Here is a 22,355-nt window from a genome sequence, read left to right as displayed (position 1 = left end):
GGAACAGGCCCCGCGCAAGCGGGACCCGGGGTCAGCGGCGGGTGAAGACGGCCACCGTGCGGGGCGGGACCGAGAAGGTCCGGGTGGACGGGGTGTAGGTGGCCCGGCGGGCTACCGGGTCGGAGCCGGCGGCCTGGAGGGGGTGGAGGGTGTAGGGGCGCGCGGGGGCCGTCGGGAGGGTCTGGTCCTGGGTGGACGGGGTGGCGTTGAAGACGACCACCAGGTCGCCCAGGGCCATCGTGACGACGCCCGGGGTCTCGGCGGGTCCGGACAGCGGGAAGGACAGCTCCCGCTGGACGTCGGCCGCCGTGGTCAGGGCGAACGCCGGCTCGGTGGAGCGGATCCGCAGCAGGTCGCGGTAGGCGGCCGAGGCCCCGGTGATCTCCGCGCAGCCGGGGGCGGGCGCGGTCAGCAGCGGCTTGGCGTAGGGCCACTTGGGCTTGTTGTCGGCGGCCGGCGGCAGCCCCCGGCCGAAGCCGTTGCCGTCCCGGCAGTCCCAGTGGATCGCGTTGAACCAGTCGCCGCTGTCGTAGGAGTTGCGGTCCAGCGACTTGGAGCGCAGCAGGTCGGTACCGGCCTGGGAGAGCGCCGGGCCCTGGGAGAGCGCGGCCGTGGCCATGGCGAGGACCTGCATCCGGGCCTTGTCGGCGGCGGAGGTGCCGGCCGGGAGCTTGTAGCTCAGGGCGTCGTACAGGGTCTCGTTGTCGTGGGCGTCGGCGTAGGCGAGTGCGTCCCCGGGGGCGGCCGCGTAACCCGCGGGCTGGCCGTTGTAGTCCACCTGGGAGCCCTTGACCGTGCGGCCCGCGGTGTCGGTGAAGGCGTAGTCGGCCAGGTTTCCGGAGAGGCCGACCTTGATCAGGTCCTGGGCGTGCAGGAGGCGGGCCTTCTGCTGTCCGGGGGTGCCGTTGGCGGGTGAGCCGTTGGGCTCGGTGTAGAGGCCGGTGGCGAAGCCCTGGACGCGGGGGTCCTCGTCGAAGGGTCCGCCGCCGCGCACGGCGTCGCGGGCGCGGTCGGAGAAGGTGGCGATGCCGGTACCGGCCATGTTCTTCTGCGTGGCCTGGACGAAGCGGGCGTCGTCGGCGACCTCGCCGAAGTTCCAGCCCTCGCCGTAGAGGACGATCTTCTTCCCGTCGACCCCGTCCTTCGCGGGGGTCAGGGCGTCGAGGGCCTTGCGGACGGCCAGGATGTTGGCCTTGGGGTGGTGGCCCATCAGGTCGAAGCGGAAGCCGTCGACCTTGTACTCCCGGGCCCAGGTGACCATCGAGTCCACGACGAGGCGGCCCATCATGGCGTTCTCGGGCGCGGTGTTGGCGCAGCAGGTGGAGGTGGCGACGCTGCCGTCGGCGAGCAGCCGCTGGTAGTAGCCGGGCACGATCCGGTCGAGTACGGACTTCTCGGACTGGCCGGCGGCGACGGTGTGGTTGTAGACCACGTCCATGACGGTGCGCAGCCCGGCCCCGTTGAGGGCCTGGACCATCCGGCGGAACTCGACCGTGCGCTTCGTGCCCTCGGGGTCGCTCGCGTACGAGCCCTCGGGGACGGTGTAGTGCAGCGGGTCGTAGCCCCAGTTGTAGCCGTCCTTGGCGGCGGCCGCGGAGGTGCAGGCCTGCTGCTCCTCGGAGTCGGGGGCGTAGGAGCCCGGGTCGCAGTCGGGTTCGGTGCGGTCGGCGGCCTTCTCGGGGATGGTGCCGATGTCGAAGGCCGGGAGGAGGTGGACGTAGTCGGTTCCTGCGGCGGCCAGCGAGCGCAGGTGCTTCGAGCCGGCGGTGCCGGTCTCGGTGAAGGCCAGGTAGCGGCCGGGGTGGCGGCTGGTCTTGTCCGCGATGGAGAAGTCGCGGACGTGCAGTTCCTGGATCTGCGCCTGCGACATGTCGGCGCCGGCCCCGCGCTTGGCGGGCTTCTTCAGGGTGCGCCAGCCGGCCGGGGCGAGCGCCGGGTCGGCGAGGTCCACGGCGAGGCTGCGGGCGGAGTCGGTGGTGAGGGCGGTGGAGTAGGGGTCGGTGACCAGGTTGGTGACCACCTCGCGGACGGTGGGGGCCCAGACGGTGACGGCGTAGCGGTAGGGCTTGCCGGACCAGGAGCGGGGTCCGCGGGCGGACCAGACGCCGGTGGCCTCGTCGCGGCGCATGGGCAGCAGCCTGCCGTCGAGTTCGAGGGCGGCGCGCTGGGCGGTGGGGGCCCAGACGGAGAGGGTGACGGAGCCGTCGCGGCCGAAGACCGGTCCGAGGGCGGTGCCGTTGGCGTACAGGTCGTCGAGGACCCCGGCGAGCTGGACCCCGGTCGCGGCGAGGACGGCGCCGTTGGCAGCGCGGGCGCTCGCGACGAGCTGGCCGCGCAGGGCGGGCCGTACCCGGTCGCGGTCGCGCGGGTCCACGGTGAAGGCGGCGTACTGCGCGAGGTGCGGGAACCTCGCCTTCTGGGCCTCGGTGAGCGTGGCGGGGGCCAGGCGCAGCCAGGCGGCGTCCGCGGCGCCGGTGAGGGTGCCGTTCTCCGCCTTGACGGTGCCCTCGCGGGAGGCGAGGAGCTGTACGGAGGCGGCGGCCGCGGGGGCGTTCCAGGCCACGGTGTCGCGGTCGATCCACACCGCGTGGGACGTGGTGAGGTCGAGGGCGGCGGCGGATCCGGCGGGCTGCGGGAGGAGGTACTTCTGCTTGCCGCCGAGCATCCAGACCTCGTGGCCGGTGGCCTTCAGGTCGAGGGACTGGTCGGAGGGGAGGTCCTTCTCGTCGCCCTTGTGGAGGATGTACGAGAGGGAGGTGGCGCCGGCCGCGAGGGGGACCTCGTAGACGGCTCCGTACGCGTCGAAGCGGGCGGGCATCAGGGGCTTGGACCAGTCGGTGGGCTGCGCGGCCCCGGTCCAGGTGTGCAGGCCCCAGCCCTCGTAGTCGCCGGCGGGGCGCTGGTAGTGGAGGACGGCCTTGGAGGTGTCGGGGGCGGGGAGGTCGCCGGGCCGCTGGGTGCGGACGGCCTCCTTGCCCTGCTCGACCCAGATCTCGCCGGTCTTCGTCACGTCGATGCTGCGGTCGGCGGGGACGTCCTTGTTGCCGTCCTCGTCGATGACCAGGTAGCCGACGGAGGTGGCGCCGGGCTTGAGGCGGACGTACGCGAAGGCTCCGTAGGCGTCGCGGCCGGTGAAGGCGTGGCCCTGCGGCCAGGGGGTGGCCTCCCCTTCCGCGATGTCGCCCCATGCGTACAGGCGCCAGTCGGAGTAGTCGCCGTCGGGGCGGTTGTAGTGGACCACGGCGTAGTCGCGCTGGGTGGCGGTCGGCACCTCCTTCGGCGGGGCCTGGCCCGCGGTGGAGGAGGCGAGGGCGCTCGCGGTGCGGCCGGCGGAGTCGACCACGACGGCCTTGTAGCGCAGCGGGGTGCCGGCGGGGGCGGTGACGTGCTGGGTGACCTTGTACGGGGCGTGGTCGGCGGAGCCGAGGACCTGCCACTTCCCGGTGCCGGTCTGGGCGGCGAAGACCACGCGGTTGAGGCCGCCTCCGGTGACCCCGGCGGTCAGCTCGACGGTGCCGGTGGCGCCGGGGGCCGGGGCCTGGAGCGTGAGGGAGGGGGCGGTGGCCGGGTCGGCGAGCGGGGTCTCGGCGCGCAGCACGACCGAGCCGAGGGCGGGCACGGTGACGGCGGCCTTGCGGTCCGCGCCGGTGCGGGCGCCGGCCTCGGCGCCGTACAGGGCCTCGAAGCGGGTGTCCGGGGCACTGTCGACGGGGACCTCGACCGTCTTCGGGGCGGCCGCGTTGTTGACGGCGACGAGGTATTCGGCGCCGCTGTAGGCGTCGGTGCGGGTGAAGGCGTAGACGGAGTCCTGGACGAGCCGCTCGGTCTGGACCCCGTTGCGCAGGGCCGGGTGGGCCTTCGTCAGCTGGGAGAGGGCCGCGATCTGCCGGTAGAGCGGGTGCTGCGGGTCGTAGGCGTCGCTCGCGTGCGTGCGGGCGGTGCCGAGCTGGTCGTCGTCGAGGTAGTCGGCGGTCTTCGAGGCGAAGAGGGTCTGGCGGGCGTCCTTGTCCCCGCCGGCGCCGGTGAAGCCCTGCTCGTCGCCGTAGTAGACGACGGGGTTGCCGCGGCTGAGGAACATGGTCTCGTTGGCGAGCCGGTAGCGGTCCATCAGCTCGGCCTCGGGCGCGCCCGGGCGGTCCTGCTTCAGGAAGGTGCCGAAGCGGCCCATGTCGTGGTTGCCGAGGAAGGACACCTGCTCGTAGGCGTTGGCCTTGTCGGTGGTGTACCGGTAGTCGTCGGCGAAGACCGCGGCGAGCCGGGAGGCCGGGGCGCCCTGGGCGGCGTACCCGCGGATGGCGTCCTGGAGGGGGAAGTCGAGGGTGCCGTCGAGGCGGCCGCGGGTGACGTACGGGGAGGTGACCGCGGTGTCGGCGGAGTAGACCTCGCCGAACATGAAGAAGTCGGGGCGGCCCCGCTGGGCGGCGTAGGTGTCGAGGGCGGTGGCCCACTGGGTCCAGAACTCGGTGTTGACGTGCTTGACCGTGTCGATGCGGAAGCCGTCGATCTTGAAATCGCGGACCCACTTCTTGTAGATCGCGGCCATCCCGGAGACGACCTCGGGGCGCTCGGTCCACAGGTCGTCGAGGCCGACGAAGTCGCCCTGCTCGGAGGACTCCCCGGCGAAGGTGGAGTCCCCGCGGTTGTGGTACATCGTGGGGTCGTTGAGCCAGGCGGGGACCTTGAGGTCCTTCTTGGCCGCGGGCACGACCGGGGTGCGGGGGAAGGATCCGGGGCCGGTCTTCGGGAACTTCCGCTTCCCGTCGGCGTAGTCGGAGTCGTCGAAGGGGGCGCCGTCCTTCGTCAGGTACGGGAAGGCGCCCTTGGAGAGGTACGTGTAGGACTTCTCCTCGTAGTCGACCACGTCCGCGGTGTGGTTGGTGATGACGTCGAAGAAGACCTTCATGCCCTTGGCGTGGGCCTTGTCGATGAGCTTCGTCAGGTCGGCGTTGCTGCCGAAGTGCGGGTCGACCTGCGTGAAGTCGGTGATCCAGTAGCCGTGGTAGCCGGCGGAGGCGTCCTTGCCGGTGCCCTGCACGGGCTGGTTCTTGAAGATCGGGGCCAGCCAGATGGCCGTGGTGCCCAGGCCCTTGATGTAGTCGAGGCGGTCGGTGAGCCCCTTGAGGTCGCCGCCCTGGTAGAAGCCCTTGTCCTCGGGGTCGAGGCCGGTCTCCATGCGGGTGCCGGTGAGCCCGCCGCGGTCGTTGTCCGGGTCCCCGTTGGCGAAGCGGTCCGGGAGGACGAAGTAGAACTGCTCGCGGGTGAGGTCGTGGCGGGCCGGCTCCTTGGCGAGGCGCGCGTCCGAGGGCGGTGCGGGCGGCGCGGCCGCGGCCGTCGCCGGGAGGGCGGGGGCGAGGCTCGCCGCAAGGGCGGCTGCGACGGCGCAGGCCGTCGCACGGGGACGTATCAAGGCAGGGGCTCCTTGGTCGCGGTGCGGATCGGGCCGCCCGGCTGCCGGGACGGTGGCTGCCGGGCGGCCCTGCTTCGGGGCGGGGGTCAGTTGCGCCAGGTGTCGGTGAGCGTGACCCTGCCGCTCGCGGGGACGGTGGCGGTGCGGTTGGCGCCGCTCTCCCAGGTCGTGTTGCCGGCCGCGTCGCGGCGGACGTACTTGTAGGCGAAGACCGTGCCGGGCGGCAGGGTGACGTCGAGCTTCCAGACCGGGTAGGAGGAGGGGTCGAGCTTGGGGGCGGCGGCCGGGTTCCAGCCGCCGAGGGCGGCGTGGTCACCGGCGACGTGGATGTTCTGGCCCGGCACGGTGGTGGCGTTGACCTGGAAGGAGGCGCCGGAGGTCACCGGGGTGCCGCCGGCGGGGCAGGTGCGGGCGCCGGCGTGCAGGGCGAGGGCGGTACGGGCGGGCAGGGTGGCGGTGAACTGCCCGGAGGAGTTCACGGTGACCGGGTTCCCGCTCTGCACGTCGCAGTAGGACCCGGCGGGCAGGGAGGTCTGGAAGGTGCGGGACAGGGCCGAGCCCTCGTGGTTGATCGCCACGTACGCCTTCGTGCCGCGGCCGAACGCGATCTGGTCCCCGCCGTTGTCCCACCAGTTCACGACGCCCTGACCGCGCGCCGTGTTCCGGAAGGCCACCATCGAGGAGATCTCGCGCCAGGCGTGCTGGCACTTCCAGCCCTCGGTGTAACAGGCGTTGACCGTACCGCCGTTGGGAGGCCCGGCGTCCTTGTCGCTCCACTCGTAGCCGGAGTGCACGTCCGGGGAGCCGTACGGCCAGGCCAGCATGAAGACGCTCGCCAGGGTGTAGGCGGAGCCGTCCTTGTAGCTGAGGGTGTCGCCGCCGCGCTCGGTGTCGTGGTTGTCGACGAAGACCCCGGACTGCGCGGCGGGCATGTAGCCCCAGGCCTCGCCGAAGTTCTTCAGGTAGGCGAGGTTCTCGTTCTGGAAGACCCGCTTGAGGTCGCGGGCGTAGCGGAACTCCTGCACGTCGCCGCTGCCGAGGTACTCGGACGGGGAGACCGCCTCGCCGGCCCCGAAGATCGCCTCGTGCTTCCAGTAGACGGAGGGATTCGCCAGCCGGGACTTGATGTTCGCGAGGTCGGCGGCCGGCATGTGCTTGGCGGCGTCGATGCGGAAGCCGTCCACGCCCAGCGACAGCAGGTCGTTCAGGTACCCGGCGATCCGGCCGCGGACGTACTCCTCGCCGGTGTCGAGGTCGGCGAGCTGGACCAGTTCGCAGTTCTGGACGTTGGCCTTGTCCTGGTAGTTGGTGATCACGGCCCGGCAGTCGTCCAGGTCCGCGCCCGAGTAGATGCCCGGGTAGTTGTACTTGCTGTACGTCGAGCCGCCGGTGCCGGTGAGGACGGCGCCCGCGTCGGCCGGTCCGGCCATGTGGTTGATGACGGAGTCCGCGATCACCTTCACGCCCGCGGCGTGGCAGGCGTCGACCATGTTCTTGAAGGCGGTGCGGTCGCCGAGCCGCCCGGCGATCTTGTAGCTGACGGGCTGGTACGAGGTCCACCACTGGCCGCCCTGGACGTGTTCCTGGGGCGGGGAGACCTGGACGAACCCGTACCCGGCCGGGCCGAGCGTGTCGGTGCACGCCTTGGCGACCGAGGAGAACTTCCACTCGAAGAGGACGGCCGTGACGTCCTTCTCCCCGGGCGGGACGGCGGCGGCCTGCGGGGCCTGGGCGCTGAGGGCGGCGGCGGTGAGGGCGGCCGCGGCGGTGAGGACGAGGGCGGTGCGGGGGCGGCCGGCTCCTGCGCTGCGGGCGGGTCCCGTGCTGCGTGCGGTTCCGGTGCTTCTTGCGGGTCTTGCGGGTCTGGCGGCTCTGGCAGACATGCGGTTCCTCCTGGCGGAAGAGGCGGGGATTGCGCCGACCGTAGGGGCCGCCCCCCGAATGTTGCAAGAGTTTGCGCAAGAGATTGCAGAATTGTTTCCGGCCGTCCACCTCCGTCCGGCTCCGTCCGGCTCCGCGCGCCTCCGTCCGCCCGGACCGCATACGGAACGGCGCCGGGACCCCTTCACGGGGTCCCGGCGCCGGGCGGGGTCTCGGGGAGGAACCCCGAGCTCAGGGGCGGAGCGGCGGCTGGGCCGTGGAGCCCCGGACCACCAGCTCCGGCTGGAAGACGAACTCCGTGCGCTCCACCGGGTGCCCGGCCACCGCCTCCAGCAGGGCGCCGACGGCCGCGGTGGCCATGGCCCGTACCGGCTGGCGCACCGTGGTCAGCGGCGGATCGGTGAACGGGATCAGCGGGGAGTCGTCGAAGCCCACGACCGACACGTCCTGCGGCACCCGCAGCCCGCGCTCGCGGGCCGCCCGGATCACCCCGAGCGCCATCGGGTCGCTGCCGCACACGATGCCGGTGCAGCCCTGGTCCAACAGGGCCCCGCCGGCCGCGTGGCCGCCCTCGACGGTGAACAGGGTGCGCTGCACCCGCGCGTCCGCCTCGGCCTCCGCCGTGCCGTGGACCTGCGCGAGCGCGGCCTTGAACCCCTCCTCCTTGCGGCGGGAGGGCACGTACCGGGTGGGGCCGATGGCCAGCCCGATCCGCTCGTGGCCCAGCTCGGCGAGGTGCCGTACGGCCATCCCCGCGGCGGCCCGGTCGTCCGGGGAGACGAAGGGCGCGTTGACCCGCTCGTTGTACCCGTTGATCAGGACGAACGGCGTACCGCGGGCCGACAGCCGCAGGTAGCGCGAGGGGTCGGCGCTGGCGTCCGCGTGCAGCCCGGACAGGAACACGATGCCGGTGACCCCGCGCTCCTCCAGCTGCTCCACGAGCTCGTCCTCGGTGGCCCCGCCGGGGGTCTGCGTACACAGCACGGGCGTGTACCCGTGCCCCGCCAGGGCCTGTTCGATGACCTGGGCGAAGGCCGGGAAGATCGGGTTGGTCAGTTCCGGGATGAGCAGCCCGACCAGGCCGTTGCTCTTGCGGCGCAGGCGGACGGGCCGTTCGTAGCCGAGCACGTCCAGCGCGGCCAGCACCTTGTGCCGGGTGGCGGCGGCGACCCCCGCCTTCCCGTTGAGCACCCGGCTGACCGTCGCCTCGCTGACCCGTGCCTGCGCGGCGATGTCCGTGAGCCGCGGGGCGACCTCCTCGGTGCCCCGCGGCGGCGGAACCGTCACACCGCCCACCACACCGTGGCATCGGCGGGCAGGACCCCGTCCCCGGCGCCCCCGGCACCGGCGCTGCCCAGCAGGCGGGTGCCCGGGGCGGCGAAGGCCACCGGCTCACCGGTGGTGTTGGCGGCGCACACGAACCCGCCGCGGCGGAAGGCCAGGACCCCCTCGGGCGCGGGCAGCCACTCCACGGAGTCCCCCGCGCCCAGGTCGGCGTGGTCGCGGCGGATCCGCAGGGCGGAGCGGTACAGCTCCAGGGTGGAGTCCGGGTCCCCGGTCTGGGCCTCGACGCTCAGCCCGGCCCAGGACGCGGGCTGCGGAAGCCAGCTCGGGCCGCCCGCCTCGGGGCCGAAGCCGTACGGGGCCTCGGTGCCGGACCACGGGATCGGCACCCGGCAGCCGTCGCGGAACCCGTCCTGTCCGGCGGCGCGGAAGAACGACGGGTCCTGGCGCACCTCGTCCGGCAGGTCGGTGACGTCGGGCAGGCCGAGCTCCTCGCCCTGGTAGACGTACGCCGAACCGGGCAGGGCCAGCATCAGCAGGGTGGCCGCCCGGGCCCGGCGCAGCCCCAGCTCGCGGTCGCCCTGCTCGCGCAGCTGGGTGCCGAGGCCGGGCGGGTTGGCGAAGCGGGTGGCGTGCCGGGTGACGTCGTGGTTGGACAGCACCCAGGTGGTGGGGGCGCCGACGGGGCGCATCGCGGCCAGCGAGCCGTCGATGACCGCGCGCAGCGCCTGCGCGTCCCAGTCGGCCGTCAGGTACTGGAAGTTGAAGGCCTGGTGCATCTCGTCGGGGCGCACGTAGCGGGCGGTGCGCTCGACGGTGGGGGTCCAGGCCTCGGCGACCAGGACGCGGTCGCCCTCGTACTCGTCGAGGATCTTGCGCCAGGCGCGGTAGACCTCGTGGACCCCGTCCTGGTCGAAGAAGGGCATGACGTCGTTGCCGAGCAGCTTCAGCTGGTCCTTGGCGCCGAGGTCGGGCAGGCCGGGGGCCTTGACCAGGCCGTGGGCCACGTCGACGCGGAAGCCGTCGGCGCCCAGGTCCAGCCAGAAGCGCAGGATGGAGCGGAACTCGTCCTGGACGGCCGGGTGCTCCCAGTTGAAGTCGGGCTGCTCGGGGGCGAAGAGGTGCAGGTACCACTCCCCGTCCGCGACCCGGGTCCAGGCCGGGCCGCCGAAGATGGACTCCCAGTCGTTGGGCGGCAGTTCGCCGTTCTCGCCCTTGCCGGGGCGGAAGTGGAAGCGCTCGCGCAGCCGGGATCCGGCGCCCTCGCGCAGGGCCTGGCGGAACCAGTCGTGCCGGTCCGAGCAGTGGTTGGGCACGAGGTCGACGATGATCCGCAGGCCCAGGGCGTGGGCCTCGCGGATCAGCGCGTCGGCGTCGTGCAGGGTGCCGAACATCGGGTCGATGGCCCGGTAGTCGGCGACGTCGTAGCCGGCGTCCGCCTGCGGGGAGGCGTAGAAGGGGCTCAGCCAGACGGCGTCGACGCCGAGCTCCCGCAGGTACGGCAGCCGGCTGCGGATGCCTTCGAGGTCCCCCATACCGTCACCGTTGCTGTCGGCGAAGCTGCGCGGATAGACCTGGTAGATCACCGCGTCTCTCCACCAGCCCGTGTGCGTGCCGGTGGTGCCGGTGGTCGGGGCGGCCGGAGCAGCGAGGTGCTGGGTCATGACGTCCTTGGAAGAGTGGGTGGTCGGGTGGGGCCGGCGGGCGCCGGGTGGTCAGCCCTTGGTGGCGCCCGCGGTCATGCCCGCGACGAGGTGCCGCTGGGCGAACATGAAGAAGGCCGCGGCGGGGACGGCGATGAGGACGGAGGCGGCCGTCATCGGACCCCAGTTGGCGGTGTACTGGGTGACGAAGGTCTGGAGGCCGCCGGCCAGGGTGAGGTTCTCCTCGCCGACCATGAAGGCGGAGGCGTACGCGACCTCGCCCCAGGCGGTGATGAAGGAGTAGAACGCCGTCACGGCCAGGCCGGGCTTGGCCAGCGGCAGGATCAGCCGCCAGAAGGTGCCGAAGGGGTTGAGCCCGTCCACGCGGCCGGACTCGTCGATCTCGACGGGGATGGTGTCGAAGAAGCCCTTCATCATCCAGGCGCAGAACGGCACGGCGATGGTGAGGTACGTGACGATCAGGCCGACGGGCTGGTTGAGCAGCCCGAGCTGCCCCATGAGGTTGTAGAGCGGCACGATGAGGATGGCCATGGGGAACATCTGCGTGACGAGCAGGGTCCACATGAGCGGGCGCATGCCGGGGAACTTGAACCGGCTGACGGCGTACCCGGTGGTGGCGGCGATGAACACGCCGAGCACGGTGGTGACGGCGGCGACCAGCACGGAGTTGCCGAACCAGGTGAAGAACTCCGTGGACTCCACCAGGTAGCGGTAGTTGTCCAGCGTGGGGTTCTTCACGAAGTCGGTGGTGATGGCGTCCTTCGCGGGCTTGAGCGAGGTCAGCAGGACCCACAGCACGGGGAAGACGGCGACGACGGAGGCGAGGGCGAGGGTCGCGTGCAGGCCGAAGGAGGCCAGCGGCGAGCGCTCGCCGCGCTTGCGTACGGAGGCGGTCACGGTCACCACACCTCTCCCTGCTTGCGCAGCGAGCGCCGGTAGACCAGCGCGAAGATCATGAGCAGCGCGAGGATCAGCACGCCCCAGGTGGCGGAGCCTGCGAAGTCGCGCGGGGATTCCACGAAGGCCTCGCGGAAGGCCTGGGTCACGAGGATCTCGGTGGAGTCCCCCGGCCCGCCCCGGGTGAGCAGGAAGATCACCGGGAACATGTTGAAGGTCCAGATGGTGGAGAGCAGGATCACCGTCATGCTCACGGCGCGCAGTCCGGGCAGGGTGATGTGCCGGAAGCGCTGCCAGGCGCTGGCCCCGTCCATCTCGGCGGCCTCGTAGAGCTCGCCGGGGATGGACTGGAGCCCGCCGAGCAGGGCGACCATCATGAAGGGGACGCCGAGCCAGACGTTGACGGCGATGACGGAGACCTTGGCCCAGGTCGGGTCGTCGAGCCACGGGACCGCAGCGATCCCGCCGCCCTCCAGCAGCTTGTTGAGGATGCCGTTGTCGCGGTTGAAGAGGAACCGCCAGGCGAAGACGGAGACGAAGCCGGGCACGGCCCACGGGAGGATCAGGGCCATCCGGTAGGCGCCGCGGCCGCGGAAGTTCCGGTTGAGCATGTTGGCGAGGACCAGGCCGAGCGTGAAGGTGACCGACACGCAGGCGACGGTCCACACGACCGTCCACACCAGCCTCTGGAGGAACACCGGGTCGCTCAGCACGGCGGTGTAGTTCTCGAGTCCGACGAACGAGTAGGTCGCCTCGATCTCGTTGACGCCGATCCTGCGGGCGACGTTGCGCTCGTTGGCGTCGGTCAGCGAGAGGTAGATGCCGCGGACCAGGGGCCATCCGATGATGATCCCGAGGACGAGGACGACGGGGGCCACCATGGCCCACGCGTACCAGTGCTTCGCGAGCGCGGTCCCGAGTCCGGCCCGCCCGCCCCCCGACTTGCCGCCGGTCCTGCGGCTCCGGCCGCGGGCGGGGTCCTCCCCGCCCGCGGCCTTCGCCACCGACTGGCTGGTGTGAGCAGCCATGGTCGTGTTACTTCCAGCCCTTGAGGATCTTGCGGAACTCGGCGCCGGCGGCCTTGGCGGCCTCCTCCGGGCTCGAGGTGCCGGTCACGGCCTTGGTGTATTCGACCTGGAGGGGGGCGAAGAGGCTGCCGTTCTCCGGGATCCAGGCGCGCTCGACGGCCTTGTCGACGGCGGGCTTGAAGAACTGGACCATCTCGTTGTTCTTCACGTCCGGCAGGTCGTAGGCCGCGGTGCGGGTCGGGAGCAGGCTGAGCTCCTTGGCGGACTGGGCCTGCACGTCCTGCGAGGTCATGTAGTCGACGAAGGCGTGGGCGGCGGCGCGGTTCTTGGAGCCGGCGTACACGGCGAGGTCGTGGCCGCCCTGCGGGGCGCCCTGGCCGGCGGAGCCGGCGGGGACGGCGGCGATGCCGAGGTTGGACTTGTCCTTGAACTGGTCGCCGGCGTAGGCGTCGGCCACGGCCCACGGGCCGTTGATCATCATGGCGACCTTGCCCGACTTGAAGGCGGTCTGCATGTTGTTCCAGCCGTCGGTGGCGTTGGTGATCGCGGCACCGGAGGTGACCAGGTCGCGGGCGGCCTTGAAGGCCTTCACGCCGGCCGGGGAGTCGACCGTGACGGTCTTGTTCTTCGCGTCGACGAGGTCGCCGCCCTCTCCGTAGATGAGGGGCAGGAACCAGTACGAGTCGTCGCCGCGCAGGTAGAGGCCGGCGTTGCCGGTCTTCTTCTTGATGGCCGCGGCGGCGGTCTTCAGCTCCTCCAGGGACTTCGGGGCCTCGACCCCGGCGTCCTTGAGCATCTTCTTGTTGTAGAAGAGGCCCATGGTGTCGATGACCTGCGGGACCGCGTAGGTCTTGCCCTCGTAGCGGCCGGAGGCGGCGGCCTGGGCGAGGAACTCGGCGTCGACCTTCTTCGCGGTCTCGGCGGGGACCTCGTCCAGGTAGCCGAGCGAGGCGAAGTCGGCGACCCAGCCGACGTCGGCGCGGATCACGTCGGGGGCGTCGGCGCCGCTGCTGAAGGCGTTCTTGACCTTGTTCTGGGCGTCGCCGTACGGGACGTTGACGTACTTGACGGTGACCTTGGGGTGCTTGGCGGTGAAGGCCTTGGCGATCTTCTCGAAGGTGGCCTTCTCGGCGTCGTTCGAGGTGTCCCACCAGGTGACGGTGCCGGTGAGCTCGCCGCCCGCCTTCGTGGCCTCGCCACTGCCGCCGTCGTTCGTGTCGCCGCCGCAGGCCGTCGCCGCGAGCGCCAGGGCCGCGACCAGCGCGGTGGCCGCTATGCCACGCCGCATGTGAACTCCTTCAGTGATCCCGTCCGCCCCGTCGCGGTCCCGAGTTGCCAGGAACCTAACAAGGCCGAAAGCCGCCGGAAAGGCCTTGCGGCAATTTTCTGCAAGAAGGGCCGATCGTTACATCCGCGTGTCCATACGGTTGCCGCAGCTTGCTGTTTGTTCGAGTGCGGACCCCCGCAACCAGGGGCCGCTCCGTCGCGTTGACCCCGATATGACCCATGAGCTCACCGCCTCCCGTCATGCAAGCGCTTCCAGCAACACGACCGGAGAGTGGTGGCGGGACGCGGTGATCTACCAGGTGTACGTACGCTCCTTCGCCGACGGCGACGGGGACGGCACGGGCGATCTGCGCGGGATCCGCGAGCGCCTCCCCCACCTGGCCCGGCTCGGCGTGGACGCCGTCTGGCTCACCCCCTTCTACGTCTCCCCGCAGGCCGACGGCGGCTACGACGTCGAGGACTACCGCGACGTCGACCCCCTCTTCGGCACCCTCGCCGACGCCGACGAGCTGGTGCGCGCCGCCCACGCCCTCGGGCTGCGCGTGATCGTGGACGTGGTCCCCAACCACACCTCCGAGCGGCACGCCTGGTTCCGGGCCGCGCGCGCCGACCGCCCCGGCGGCCCCGCCCGCGCCCGCTACCACTTCCGCCCCGGCCGCGGCCCCGCCGGCGACCTGCCGCCCAACGACTGGGAGTCCGTCTTCGGCGGCCCCGCCTGGACCCGGCTCGACGACGGGGACTGGTACCTGCACCTCTTCGCCCCCGAGCAGCCCGACCTGGACTGGGAGCACCCGGAGGTCCGCGCGGAGTTCGACTCGGTGCTGCGCTTCTGGCTGGACCTGGGCGTGGACGGCTTCCGCATCGACGTGGCGCACGGGATGGTCAAGGCGGCGGGGCTGCCGGACGTGGGGCACAGCGGCCAGGCCCGGCTGATCGGCGAGCAGGTGCTCCCCTTCTTCGACCAGGAGGGCGTGCACGGGATCCACCGGCACTGGCGCACCCTCCTCGACTCCTACGGGGGCGGCCGGATCGGCGTCGCGGAGGCCTGGGCCCCGGACCCGGAGCGCCTCGCCCGGTACGTACGCCCCGACGAGCTGCACCAGGCCTTCAACTTCCGCTTCCTGAACTGCCCCTGGGACGCCGCCGCGATGCGCACGGTGATCACGGAGTCCCTGCGCGCCACGACGGCGGTCGGCGCCCCCACCACCTGGGTGCTGTCCAACCACGACGTGGTCCGCCACACCACCCGCTACGCCGCCGGGGACCCCGCGCGGGGCCTGCGGCGGGCCCGCGCCGCCGCCCTGCTGATGCTGGCCCTGCCCGGTTCGGCGTACCTGTACCAGGGCGAGGAGCTGGGCCTGCCGGAGGTCGAGGACCTGCCCGACGCGGTGCGGCAGGACCCGGCCTTCCGGCGGACCGCCGGGCAGGACGGTCTGCGCGACGGCTGCCGGGTGCCGATCCCGTGGACCAGGGGCGCGGGTACGGGCACGGGCGACCCGGCCGGGGCCTCGTACGGCTTCGGGGCCGGGGGCAGCTGGCTGCCGCAGCCCGCCGGCTGGGGCGCGTACAGCGTCGAGGCCCAGACCGGGGACACCCACTCCACCCTGGAGCTCTACCGGGCCGCCCTGGAGCTGCGGCGGGCCATGCCGGGCCTGGGGGCGGCGGCGGGCGGCACCGGGATGCGCTGGCTGGAGGGGCCCCGGGGCACCCTGGTCTTCCGGCGGCCCGGGTTCGTATGCACCGTCAACACCCTGGACACGGCCGTCGAACTGCCCGTACCGGGCCGCCCCGTGCTCTCCAGCGCCCCGGTGGACCCCGGCGCCCGCACCGTCCTCATTCCCGCTGATTCCTGCACGTGGTGGGCAATCTGACATGCGACCGGTACAGTCCAATCCCATGACCGCGAGGCTTGCCGACATCGCAGCCCAGGCGGGGGTCAGCGAAGCCACAGTCAGCCGCGTGCTCAACGGCAAGCCCGGCGTGGCCGCGGGCACCCGCGAGTCCGTGCTGGCCGCGCTCGACGTACTCGGCTACGAGCGTCCGGTCCGCCTCCGCCAGCGCAGCGCCGGCCTCGTGGGCCTGATAACGCCCGAGCTGGACAATCCGATCTTCCCGGCGCTCGCGCAGGTCATCGGGCAGGCGCTGACCCGCCAGGGCTACACCCCGGTGCTCGCCACCCAGACCCCCGGAGGGTCCACCGAGGACGAGCTCACCGAAATGCTCGTCGACCGCGGCGTCTCCGGGATCATCTTCGTCTCCGGACTGCACGCGGACACCACGGCCGATACGACCCGCTACGACCAGCTCCGCGGCCAGGGCGTCCCCTTCGTCCTCATCAACGGCTTCTCCCCCAAGGTGCAGGCCCCCTTCGTCTCCCCCGACGACCGGGCCGCGATGCAGCTGGCGGTGACCCACCTCGCCGCCCTCGGGCACACCCGGATCGGGCTCGCCGTCGGGCCGAAGCGGTTCGTGCCCGTGCTGCGCAAGATCGAGGGCTTCCGGCTCGCGGTGCAGCAGCAGCTCGGGCTCGCCCCCGAGGAGGCCGAGGAGCTGATCCAGCACTCCCTGTACACGCTGGAGGGCGGCCAGGCGGCCGCCGCGGCGCTGATCGGGCGGGGCTGCACGGCCGTGGTCTGCGCGAGCGACATGATGGCCCTCGGTGCGATCCGGGCGGCCCGCCAGCAGGGCCTGCGGGTGCCGCAGGACGTCTCGGTGGTCGGATTCGACGACTCCCCGCTCATAGCGTTCACGGATCCGCCGCTGACCACCATCCGCCAGCCCGTGCTGGCCATGGGCCAGGCCGCCGTACGGACCCTCCTGGAGGAGATCGGCGGCACCCCGGCCCCCCACAGCGAGTTCGTGTTCCACCCCGAACTGGTGGTCCGCGGGTCCACCGCCTCGGGTCCCGGGCGCCTCTAGGGAAACACACCCACCAGGGCATACCGGGCGGGGTACCGGCGGGCTACGCCTCAGGTCCGAGCCGGTGCGCCGAAGACCGTCCCGAGGGATGATCGGGGCAGGAAAGGCATCTGGCAGACTCTGTGCCTATGGGTGAAGCGAGCGTGAAGACACTGGAAACCCGGACGGACCTCTCGTCACCCACGGTGAGCGAAGCCCGACCGGAGCTTCAGCGCACGCGCCTGCAGCGGATGCGGGTGCCGCGGCGCCCGCGCCTCTGGTTCGAGGTCCTGCTGATCGCGGTGAGCTACTGGACGTACTCGCTGATCCGCAACGCCGTGCCCGAGCAGAAGGCCGAGGCCCTGCGCAACGCCGACTGGATCTGGCGGGCGGAGCACACCCTAGGAATCGCCGTCGAGAAGACGATCAACCACGCCGCCGACTCGGTGACCTGGCTGATCGTGGGCATGAACTACTACTACGCCACCCTGCACTTCATCGTGACCATCGGCGTACTGGTGTGGATCTACCGCAAGCAGCCCGGCCGGTACGCGGCCACCCGCCTGGTGCTCTTCGCGACCACCGGTGTGGCCCTGGTCGGCTACTACCTGTACCCGCTGGCCCCGCCCCGGCTCATGACCAGCGAGAACTTCATCGACACCGTGCCGCTGCACAACACCTGGGGCTCCATGGCCTCCGGCGACCTGAAGCACATGTCGAACCAGTACGCGGCGATGCCGTCCATGCACATAGGCTGGTCGCTCTGGTGCGGCCTGACGATCTTCGCCCTGGCCTCGGTGCCGTGGGTGCGGGTCCTCGGCCTGCTGTACCCGGCGCTCACCCTCGTCGTGATCGTCGCCACCGCCAACCACTTCTGGCTGGACGCCGTGGGCGGCATGATCTGCCTGGCCTTCGGCTACACCGTGTCGTACCTCTGGTACGGATCGCTGGCCCAGGGCCTCCCGCGGATCCCCGAGGACCACGACCGGCCCTCGGCCACCGCGGGCCTCCTGAAGCGCTTCCGGGGCGCCCGGGGCTGAGGGCGGGGCGAGACCTCCGCGCCGCCCCCCGCGCCTCCCCGCCGGCCCTACGCCCCGTAGAACAGCTCGTCCACCACCGCGCGGGCCCGGCGCGTCACCCGCCGGTAGTCGTCCAGCATCTCCCCGCTCAGGCCCTCCCCGTACCCGAGGTAGCGGCCTACGGCGGCCAGCTCGCGCGCCTCCGCCGGGAAGGTGTCCCCGGCCCGGCCGCGGACCAGCATCACGGCGTTGCGCACCCGCGTCGCCAGCACCCATGCCTCGTCCAGGACCTGCGCCTCCTCCGTCGCCAGCAGGCCCGCCGCGTGCGCGGCCGCCAGGGCCCGGCGGGTGCGGGTGGTGCGCAGCCCCGGCAGCTCCCAGCCGTGCCGCAGCTGCATCAGCTGGACGGTCCACTCCACGTCGCTGAGCCCGCCGCGGCCGAGCTTGGTGTGCAGGGTGGGGTCGGCTCCGCGCGGCAGCCGCTCGGACTCCATGCGGGCCTTGAGCTTGCGGATCTCGCGGACGGCGTCCTCGCCCAGGCCCTGCGCGGGGTAGCGCAGCGGGTCGACGAGCTCGACGAAGCGGGCGCCGAGCTCCGCGTCCCCGGCCACCGGCTCCGCCCGCAGCAGGGCCTGGCTCTCCCAGACCAGGGACCAGCGCCGGTAGTAGGCGGCGTACGAGGCCAGGGTGCGCACCAGGGGGCCGCTGCGGCCCTCGGGGCGCAGGTCGGCGTCGATGAGCAGCGGCGGGTCGGCGGTGGGCAGCTGGAGCAGCCGGCGCATCTCCGCGATGACGGTCTGGGCGGCCTTGGCGGCCTCCTGCTCGTCCACGCCCTCGCGGGGCTCGTGGACGAAGAGGACGTCGGCGTCGGAGCCGTAGGAGAGCTCGTGGCCGCCGAAGCGGCCCATGCCGATCACGGCGAAGCGGGTGGGGAGGGTGTCGCCCCAGTGGGCGGCGACGGCGGCGCGCAGGGCGCCGGCGATGGTGGCGGCGGTGAGGTCCGAGAGGGCGTCGCCGACCCGGTCGACGAGCACGCCGGGGTCCTCCTCGGCGGGGCTGTCCTCGGTGCCGTACGAGGCGATGATGTCGGCGGCGCTGGTGCGGAACAGCTCCCGGCGGCGGACCCCGCGGGCGGCGGCGACGGCGGCCTCGGCGGTCTCGGCGCGGCCGACGGCGGCCAGCACCTCCTGTTCGAGGGCCTCGGAGCCGCGGGGGCGCAGGCCCTCGGGGTCGCCGAGCAGCGCCACGGCCTCGGGGGCGCGCATGAGGAGGTCGGGGGCGAGGCGGCCGGCGGACAGGACGCGGGCCAGGTTCTCGGCCGCGGCGCCCTCGTCGCGCAGCAGGCGCAGGTACCAGGGGGTCTTGCCGAGGGCGTCGGAGACCTTGCGGAAGCCGAGGAGGCCTGCGTCCGGGTCGGCGGAGTCCGCGAACCAGCCGAGGAGCACGGGCAGCAGGGTGCGCTGGATGGCGGCCTTGCGGGTGACCCCGGAGGAGAGGGCCTCCAGGTGCCGCAGGGCGGCGACGGGGTCGGCGTACCCGAGGGCTTCGAGGCGCTGGCCGGCGGCCTTCGGGGAGAGCCGGGTCTCGCCGGGGGTGAGCTGGGCGACGGCGTCGAGCAGGGGCCGGTAGAAGAGCTTCTCGTGCAGCCGGCGGACCACGGAGGCGTGGCGGCGCCAGGCCTTGTTGAGCTCGGCGACGGGTTCGGTGCGCAGGCCCAGGGAGCGGCCGAGGCGCCGCAGGTCGGCCTCGTCCTCGGGGACGAGGTGGGTGCGGCGCAGCCGGTAGAGCTGGATGTGGTGCTCCATGGCGCGCAGGAAGCGGTACGCGTCCCCGAGCTGGGCGGCGTCGGCGCGGCCGACGTAGCCCCCGGCGGCCAGGGCGCGGAGGGCTTCGAGGGTGCTGCCGGAGTGCAGGGTGGCGTCGCTGCGGCCGTGGACGAGCTGGAGCAGCTGGACGGCGAACTCGACGTCGCGCAGTCCGCCGGGGCCGAGCTTGAGCTCGCGGTCGACGTGGGCGGCGGGGATGTTGTCGACGACGCGGCGGCGCATCTTCTGTACGTCGGCGACGAAGTTGTCGCGCTCGGCGGCCTGCCAGACGAGGGGCGTTATGGCGGCGACGTACGCGGCGCCGAGCTCCTCGTCCCCGGCCACGGCGCGGGCCTTCAGCAGGGCCTGGAACTCCCAGGTCTTGGCCCAGCGCTGGTAGTAGGCCAGGTGGGAGGAGAGGGTGCGCACGAGGGGGCCGTTGCGGCCCTCGGGGCGGAGGTTGGCGTCGACGGGCCAGATGGTGCCCTCGACGGTGGTCTCGGAGCAGATCCGCATCAGGTGCGAGGCGAGCCGGGTGGCGGCCTGGAGGGCCCTGCCCTCGTCGGCGCCGTCGCCGGGGGCGGCCTCGGCCACGAAGATCACGTCCACGTCGGAGACGTAGTTCAGCTCGTGGCCCCCGCACTTGCCCATGGCGATCACGGCGAGCCGGCAGCGGGCGGCGTCCTCGGGGGCGGCGGCGCTGGCGATGCGCAGGGCGGCGCGGAGGGTGGCGGTGGCGAGGTCGGCCAGCTCGGCGGCGCTCTGGGCCACGTCGGAGGTGCCGCAGACGTCGCGGGCGGCGATGGACAGCAGGCAGCGCCGGTACGCCACCCGCAGCCCGACCGGCTCGTCCGCCGCGGCGAGCCCGGCCTCGAACTCGGCCACGCCGGGGTGCAGGTCCGAGGACTCGTACGTGACCAGGGCCTGCCAGTCCTGCGGGTGCCGGGCCAGGTGGTCCCCGAGCGCCTCGGAGGCCCCGAGCACCCCGAGCAGCCGGTCCCGCAGCGGCTTCGCGGTCACGAGCGTCGACAGCAGCGCGGTCAGCTGCTCGGGCTCCTGCGCCTCGGCGAGCCGCAGCAGCGCGCGCAGCGCGAGGTCGGGGTCGGCGGTGGCCCCGAGGGATTCGAGGAGCACGGGGTCGGCGCGCACGGAGGCCAGTTGGGGGGCGTCCAGCAGCTCCCCCGCGGCGGAGGGGTCGCTGAACCCGTGCCGCAGCAGCCGGATGAAGTTACTGCTCCTGCGCCCGGGGACCGTCATCCCGCCGCCTTCCCGTACCGGGCGCCCCCTGCCGGCCGCCCGCACCAGATCCGGCCCCCGAGCCTATCCCCCCGCAACACCCCCCGACGGAAAGGACTCCGGGCCGGCGGCTCAAGGCACCGCGCGGTACCGGCGGACCTCGTCCTCCGTCTCCTCCACGGCCGTGCGGAGTCGCTCCAGCGACCGCAGGACGGTCGCGGCCCCCCGGCCGCGGAGGTGCTCGGCGCCCAGCTCCTCGAGGCCCTGCCTGAACCGTCGTGCCAGGTCGACGAGGTCGGCCTCGTCCCCCGGCACGGCTGCGGGCGCCCCCGCCGGCCGCGGGGACGCTCCGAACCCCACGTGCAGCTCGGTCTCCAGGGCCTTCGCCAGACGGCCCAGGAGCGGTGGGACGGCTCCGGGCCGGTGGTCGATGACCACCGGCCCGGAGTGTCAGAAAATTGCGACAGTGCCGCTGAGCTGCGGTTACAGCACCGGGAGGTTCTTGCGGAGTTCGAAGGCCGTGACCTCCGAGCGGTACTCCTCCCACTCCTGCTTCTTGTTGCGGAGGAAGAAGTCGAAGACGTGTTCGCCGAGGGTTTCGGCAACCAGTTCGCTGCGTTCCATGAGGGAGATGGCTTCGCCGAGGTTCTGCGGGAGGGGTTCGATGCCCATGGCGCGGCGTTCGGCGTCGGAGAGGGCCCAGACGTCGTCGTCGGCGCCGGCGGGGAGCTCGTAGCCCTCCTCGATGCCCTTGAGGCCGGCGGCCAGGAGGACGGCGTAGGTGAGGTACGGGTTGGCGCCCGAGTCGATCGAGCGGACCTCGATGCGGGACGAGCCCATCTTGCCGGGCTTGTACATCGGGACGCGGATCAGGGCCGAGCGGTTGTTGTGGCCCCAGCAGATGTACGAGGGGGCCTCGCCGCCTGAGCCGGCGGTGCGGGAGGAGCCGCCCCAGATGCGCTTGTAGGAGTTGACCCACTGGTTGGTGACGGCCGCGGTCTCGGCGGCGTGCCGCAGCAGGCCGGCGATGAAGGAGCGGCCGACCTTCGAGAGCTGGTACTCGGCGCCCGACTCGTAGAAGGCGTTGCGGTCGCCCTCGAAGAGGGAGAGGTGGGTGTGCATCCCGGAGCCCGGGTACTCGGAGAACGGCTTCGGCATGAAGGTGGCCTGGACGCCCTGTTCGAGGGCCACCTGCTTCATGACCAGGCGGAAGGTCATGATGTTGTCGGCGGTCGAGAGCGCGTCGGCGTAGCGGAGGTCGATCTCCTGCTGGCCCGGGGCGCCCTCGTGGTGGCTGAACTCGACCGAGATGCCCATGGATTCGAGCATGGTGATCGCCTGGCGGCGGAAGTCCATGCCCACGTTCTGCGGGGTGTGGTCGAAGTAGCCGGAGTTGTCGGCGGGCACCGGGCGGGAGCCGTCGAGGGGCTTGTCCTTCAGCAGGAAGAACTCGATCTCCGGGTGGGTGTAGAAGGTGAAGCCCAGGTCGGAGGTCTTGGCGAGGATGCGCTTGAGGACGTAGCGGGGGTCGGCGAACGACGGGGAGCCGTCCGGCATCAGGATGTCGCAGAACATGCGGGCGGTGCCCGGGGCCTCGGCGCGCCACGGCAGTATCTGGAAGGTCCCCGGATCCGGCTTCGCGATCATGTCGGACTCGTACACGCGGGCGAAGCCCTCGATCGCCGAGCCGTCGAAGCCGATGCCCTCGTCGAAGGCCTGCTCCAGCTCCGCGGGGGCGACCGCGACCGACTTGAGGAAGCCGAGCACGTCGGTGAACCACAGGCGCACGAAGCGGATATCGCGCTCCTCGAGCGTCCGGAGGACGAATTCCTGCTGCTTGTCCATGCCTTCATCCTCGCAGTTCAGACGGGTCGAACACCACCAGCCGGGCATCGGGGAGCAGCCTCAGTATCGCGGCCGGCGGTTTCGGCCACATTACGGGCCCCCTG

General features: G+C 72.4%; 13 protein-coding genes. 3 read left to right on the top strand and 10 right to left on the bottom strand.

The features are described from left to right. Positions 1-31: 31 nt before the first annotated feature. The 7 genes from pulA to ACZ7JZ_RS04230 form a co-directional block, all read right to left on the bottom strand. Positions 32-5,407, bottom strand: a complete 5,376-nt coding sequence (gene pulA, locus ACZ7JZ_RS04260) for a pullulanase-type alpha-1,6-glucosidase (RefSeq protein WP_470932997.1) — start codon at positions 5,405-5,407, stop codon at positions 32-34. 86 nt (positions 5,408-5,493) lie between these two features. Next, positions 5,494-7,290 carry a carbohydrate-binding module family 20 domain-containing protein gene (locus ACZ7JZ_RS04255; protein WP_470932995.1) on the bottom strand — a complete coding sequence of 599 codons (1,797 nt, stop codon included), beginning with the start codon at positions 7,288-7,290 and terminating at the stop codon, positions 5,494-5,496. Positions 7,291-7,519: 229 nt separating this feature from the next. Next, positions 7,520-8,584, bottom strand: coding sequence for a LacI family DNA-binding transcriptional regulator (locus ACZ7JZ_RS04250; protein ID WP_470932993.1), 1,065 nt, complete (start codon positions 8,582-8,584; stop codon positions 7,520-7,522). Further along, entirely contained in the window at positions 8,572-10,236 is a 1,665-nt protein-coding gene (locus ACZ7JZ_RS04245; RefSeq protein WP_470932991.1) for a glycoside hydrolase family 13 protein, read from the bottom strand. Before ACZ7JZ_RS04245 ends, ACZ7JZ_RS04250 begins: the two co-directional genes overlap by 13 nt. 51 nt (positions 10,237-10,287) lie before the next feature. Beyond that, positions 10,288-11,139, bottom strand: a complete 852-nt coding sequence (locus ACZ7JZ_RS04240; RefSeq protein ID WP_470932989.1) for a sugar ABC transporter permease — start codon at positions 11,137-11,139, stop codon at positions 10,288-10,290. Continuing rightward, positions 11,136-12,161, bottom strand: a complete 1,026-nt coding sequence (locus tag ACZ7JZ_RS04235) for a carbohydrate ABC transporter permease (protein WP_470932987.1) — start codon at positions 12,159-12,161, stop codon at positions 11,136-11,138. The genes ACZ7JZ_RS04240 and ACZ7JZ_RS04235 overlap by 4 nt, the downstream gene beginning before the upstream one ends. Positions 12,162-12,168: 7 nt before the next feature. Then, positions 12,169-13,449, bottom strand: a complete 1,281-nt coding sequence (locus ACZ7JZ_RS04230) for an extracellular solute-binding protein (protein ID WP_470932985.1) — start codon at positions 13,447-13,449, stop codon at positions 12,169-12,171. 211 nt (positions 13,450-13,660) lie between these two features. Here ACZ7JZ_RS04230 and ACZ7JZ_RS04225 point away from each other — a divergent pair, with 211 nt between their 5' ends. The 3 genes from ACZ7JZ_RS04225 to ACZ7JZ_RS04215 all read left to right on the top strand — a co-directional run bounded on the left by ACZ7JZ_RS04225 (position 13,661) and on the right by ACZ7JZ_RS04215 (position 17,386). After that, positions 13,661-15,319 carry a glycoside hydrolase family 13 protein gene (locus ACZ7JZ_RS04225; RefSeq protein WP_470932983.1) on the top strand — a complete coding sequence of 553 codons (1,659 nt, stop codon included), beginning with the start codon at positions 13,661-13,663 and terminating at the stop codon, positions 15,317-15,319. Positions 15,320-15,344: 25 nt separating this feature from the next. Further along, positions 15,345-16,367, top strand: coding sequence for a LacI family DNA-binding transcriptional regulator (locus tag ACZ7JZ_RS04220; RefSeq protein ID WP_470932981.1), 1,023 nt, complete (start codon positions 15,345-15,347; stop codon positions 16,365-16,367). A 128-nt stretch (positions 16,368-16,495) separates the two neighbouring features. Next, a complete protein-coding gene (locus tag ACZ7JZ_RS04215) occupies positions 16,496-17,386 on the top strand; it encodes a phosphatase PAP2 family protein (RefSeq protein WP_470932979.1) in 891 nt (296 codons plus the stop codon). Between the two features lie 47 nt (positions 17,387-17,433). On the opposite strand, the gene ACZ7JZ_RS04210 is transcribed toward ACZ7JZ_RS04215, so the two are convergent. From ACZ7JZ_RS04210 to ACZ7JZ_RS04200, 3 genes are all read right to left on the bottom strand, one after another. Further along, positions 17,434-20,427 carry a bifunctional [glutamine synthetase] adenylyltransferase/[glutamine synthetase]-adenylyl-L-tyrosine phosphorylase gene (locus ACZ7JZ_RS04210; protein WP_470932977.1) on the bottom strand — a complete coding sequence of 998 codons (2,994 nt, stop codon included), beginning with the start codon at positions 20,425-20,427 and terminating at the stop codon, positions 17,434-17,436. A 111-nt stretch (positions 20,428-20,538) separates the two neighbouring features. Next, positions 20,539-20,844, bottom strand: coding sequence for a hypothetical protein (locus tag ACZ7JZ_RS04205; RefSeq protein ID WP_470932975.1), 306 nt, complete (start codon positions 20,842-20,844; stop codon positions 20,539-20,541). A 45-nt stretch (positions 20,845-20,889) separates the two neighbouring features. Beyond that, positions 20,890-22,251, bottom strand: a complete 1,362-nt coding sequence (locus ACZ7JZ_RS04200) for a glutamine synthetase family protein (protein WP_470932973.1) — start codon at positions 22,249-22,251, stop codon at positions 20,890-20,892. Positions 22,252-22,355: the final 104 nt, after the last annotated feature.

Source organism: Streptomyces sp. NPDC038213 (assembly GCF_055600495.1).
This window is presented reverse-complemented; position numbering and strand designations above follow the sequence as displayed.

Excerpts from the sequence above, each read along its gene's own strand:
- ACZ7JZ_RS04235 (WP_470932987.1), bottom strand. The coding sequence starts at position 12,161 with ATGGCTGCTCACACCAGCCAGTCGGTGGCGAAGGCCGCGGGCGGGGAG.
- ACZ7JZ_RS04230 (WP_470932985.1), bottom strand. The coding sequence starts at position 13,449 with ATGCGGCGTGGCATAGCGGCCACCGCGCTGGTCGCGGCCCTGGCGCTC.
- ACZ7JZ_RS04245 (WP_470932991.1), bottom strand. The coding sequence starts at position 10,236 with ATGACCCAGCACCTCGCTGCTCCGGCCGCCCCGACCACCGGCACCACC.
- ACZ7JZ_RS04210 (WP_470932977.1), bottom strand. The coding sequence starts at position 20,427 with ATGACGGTCCCCGGGCGCAGGAGCAGTAACTTCATCCGGCTGCTGCGG.
- ACZ7JZ_RS04255 (WP_470932995.1), bottom strand. The coding sequence starts at position 7,290 with ATGTCTGCCAGAGCCGCCAGACCCGCAAGACCCGCAAGAAGCACCGGA.
- ACZ7JZ_RS04225 (WP_470932983.1), top strand. The coding sequence starts at position 13,661 with ATGACCCATGAGCTCACCGCCTCCCGTCATGCAAGCGCTTCCAGCAAC.
- ACZ7JZ_RS04215 (WP_470932979.1), top strand. The coding sequence starts at position 16,496 with ATGGGTGAAGCGAGCGTGAAGACACTGGAAACCCGGACGGACCTCTCG.
- ACZ7JZ_RS04220 (WP_470932981.1), top strand. The coding sequence starts at position 15,345 with ATGACCGCGAGGCTTGCCGACATCGCAGCCCAGGCGGGGGTCAGCGAA.
- ACZ7JZ_RS04200 (WP_470932973.1), bottom strand. The coding sequence starts at position 22,251 with ATGGACAAGCAGCAGGAATTCGTCCTCCGGACGCTCGAGGAGCGCGAT.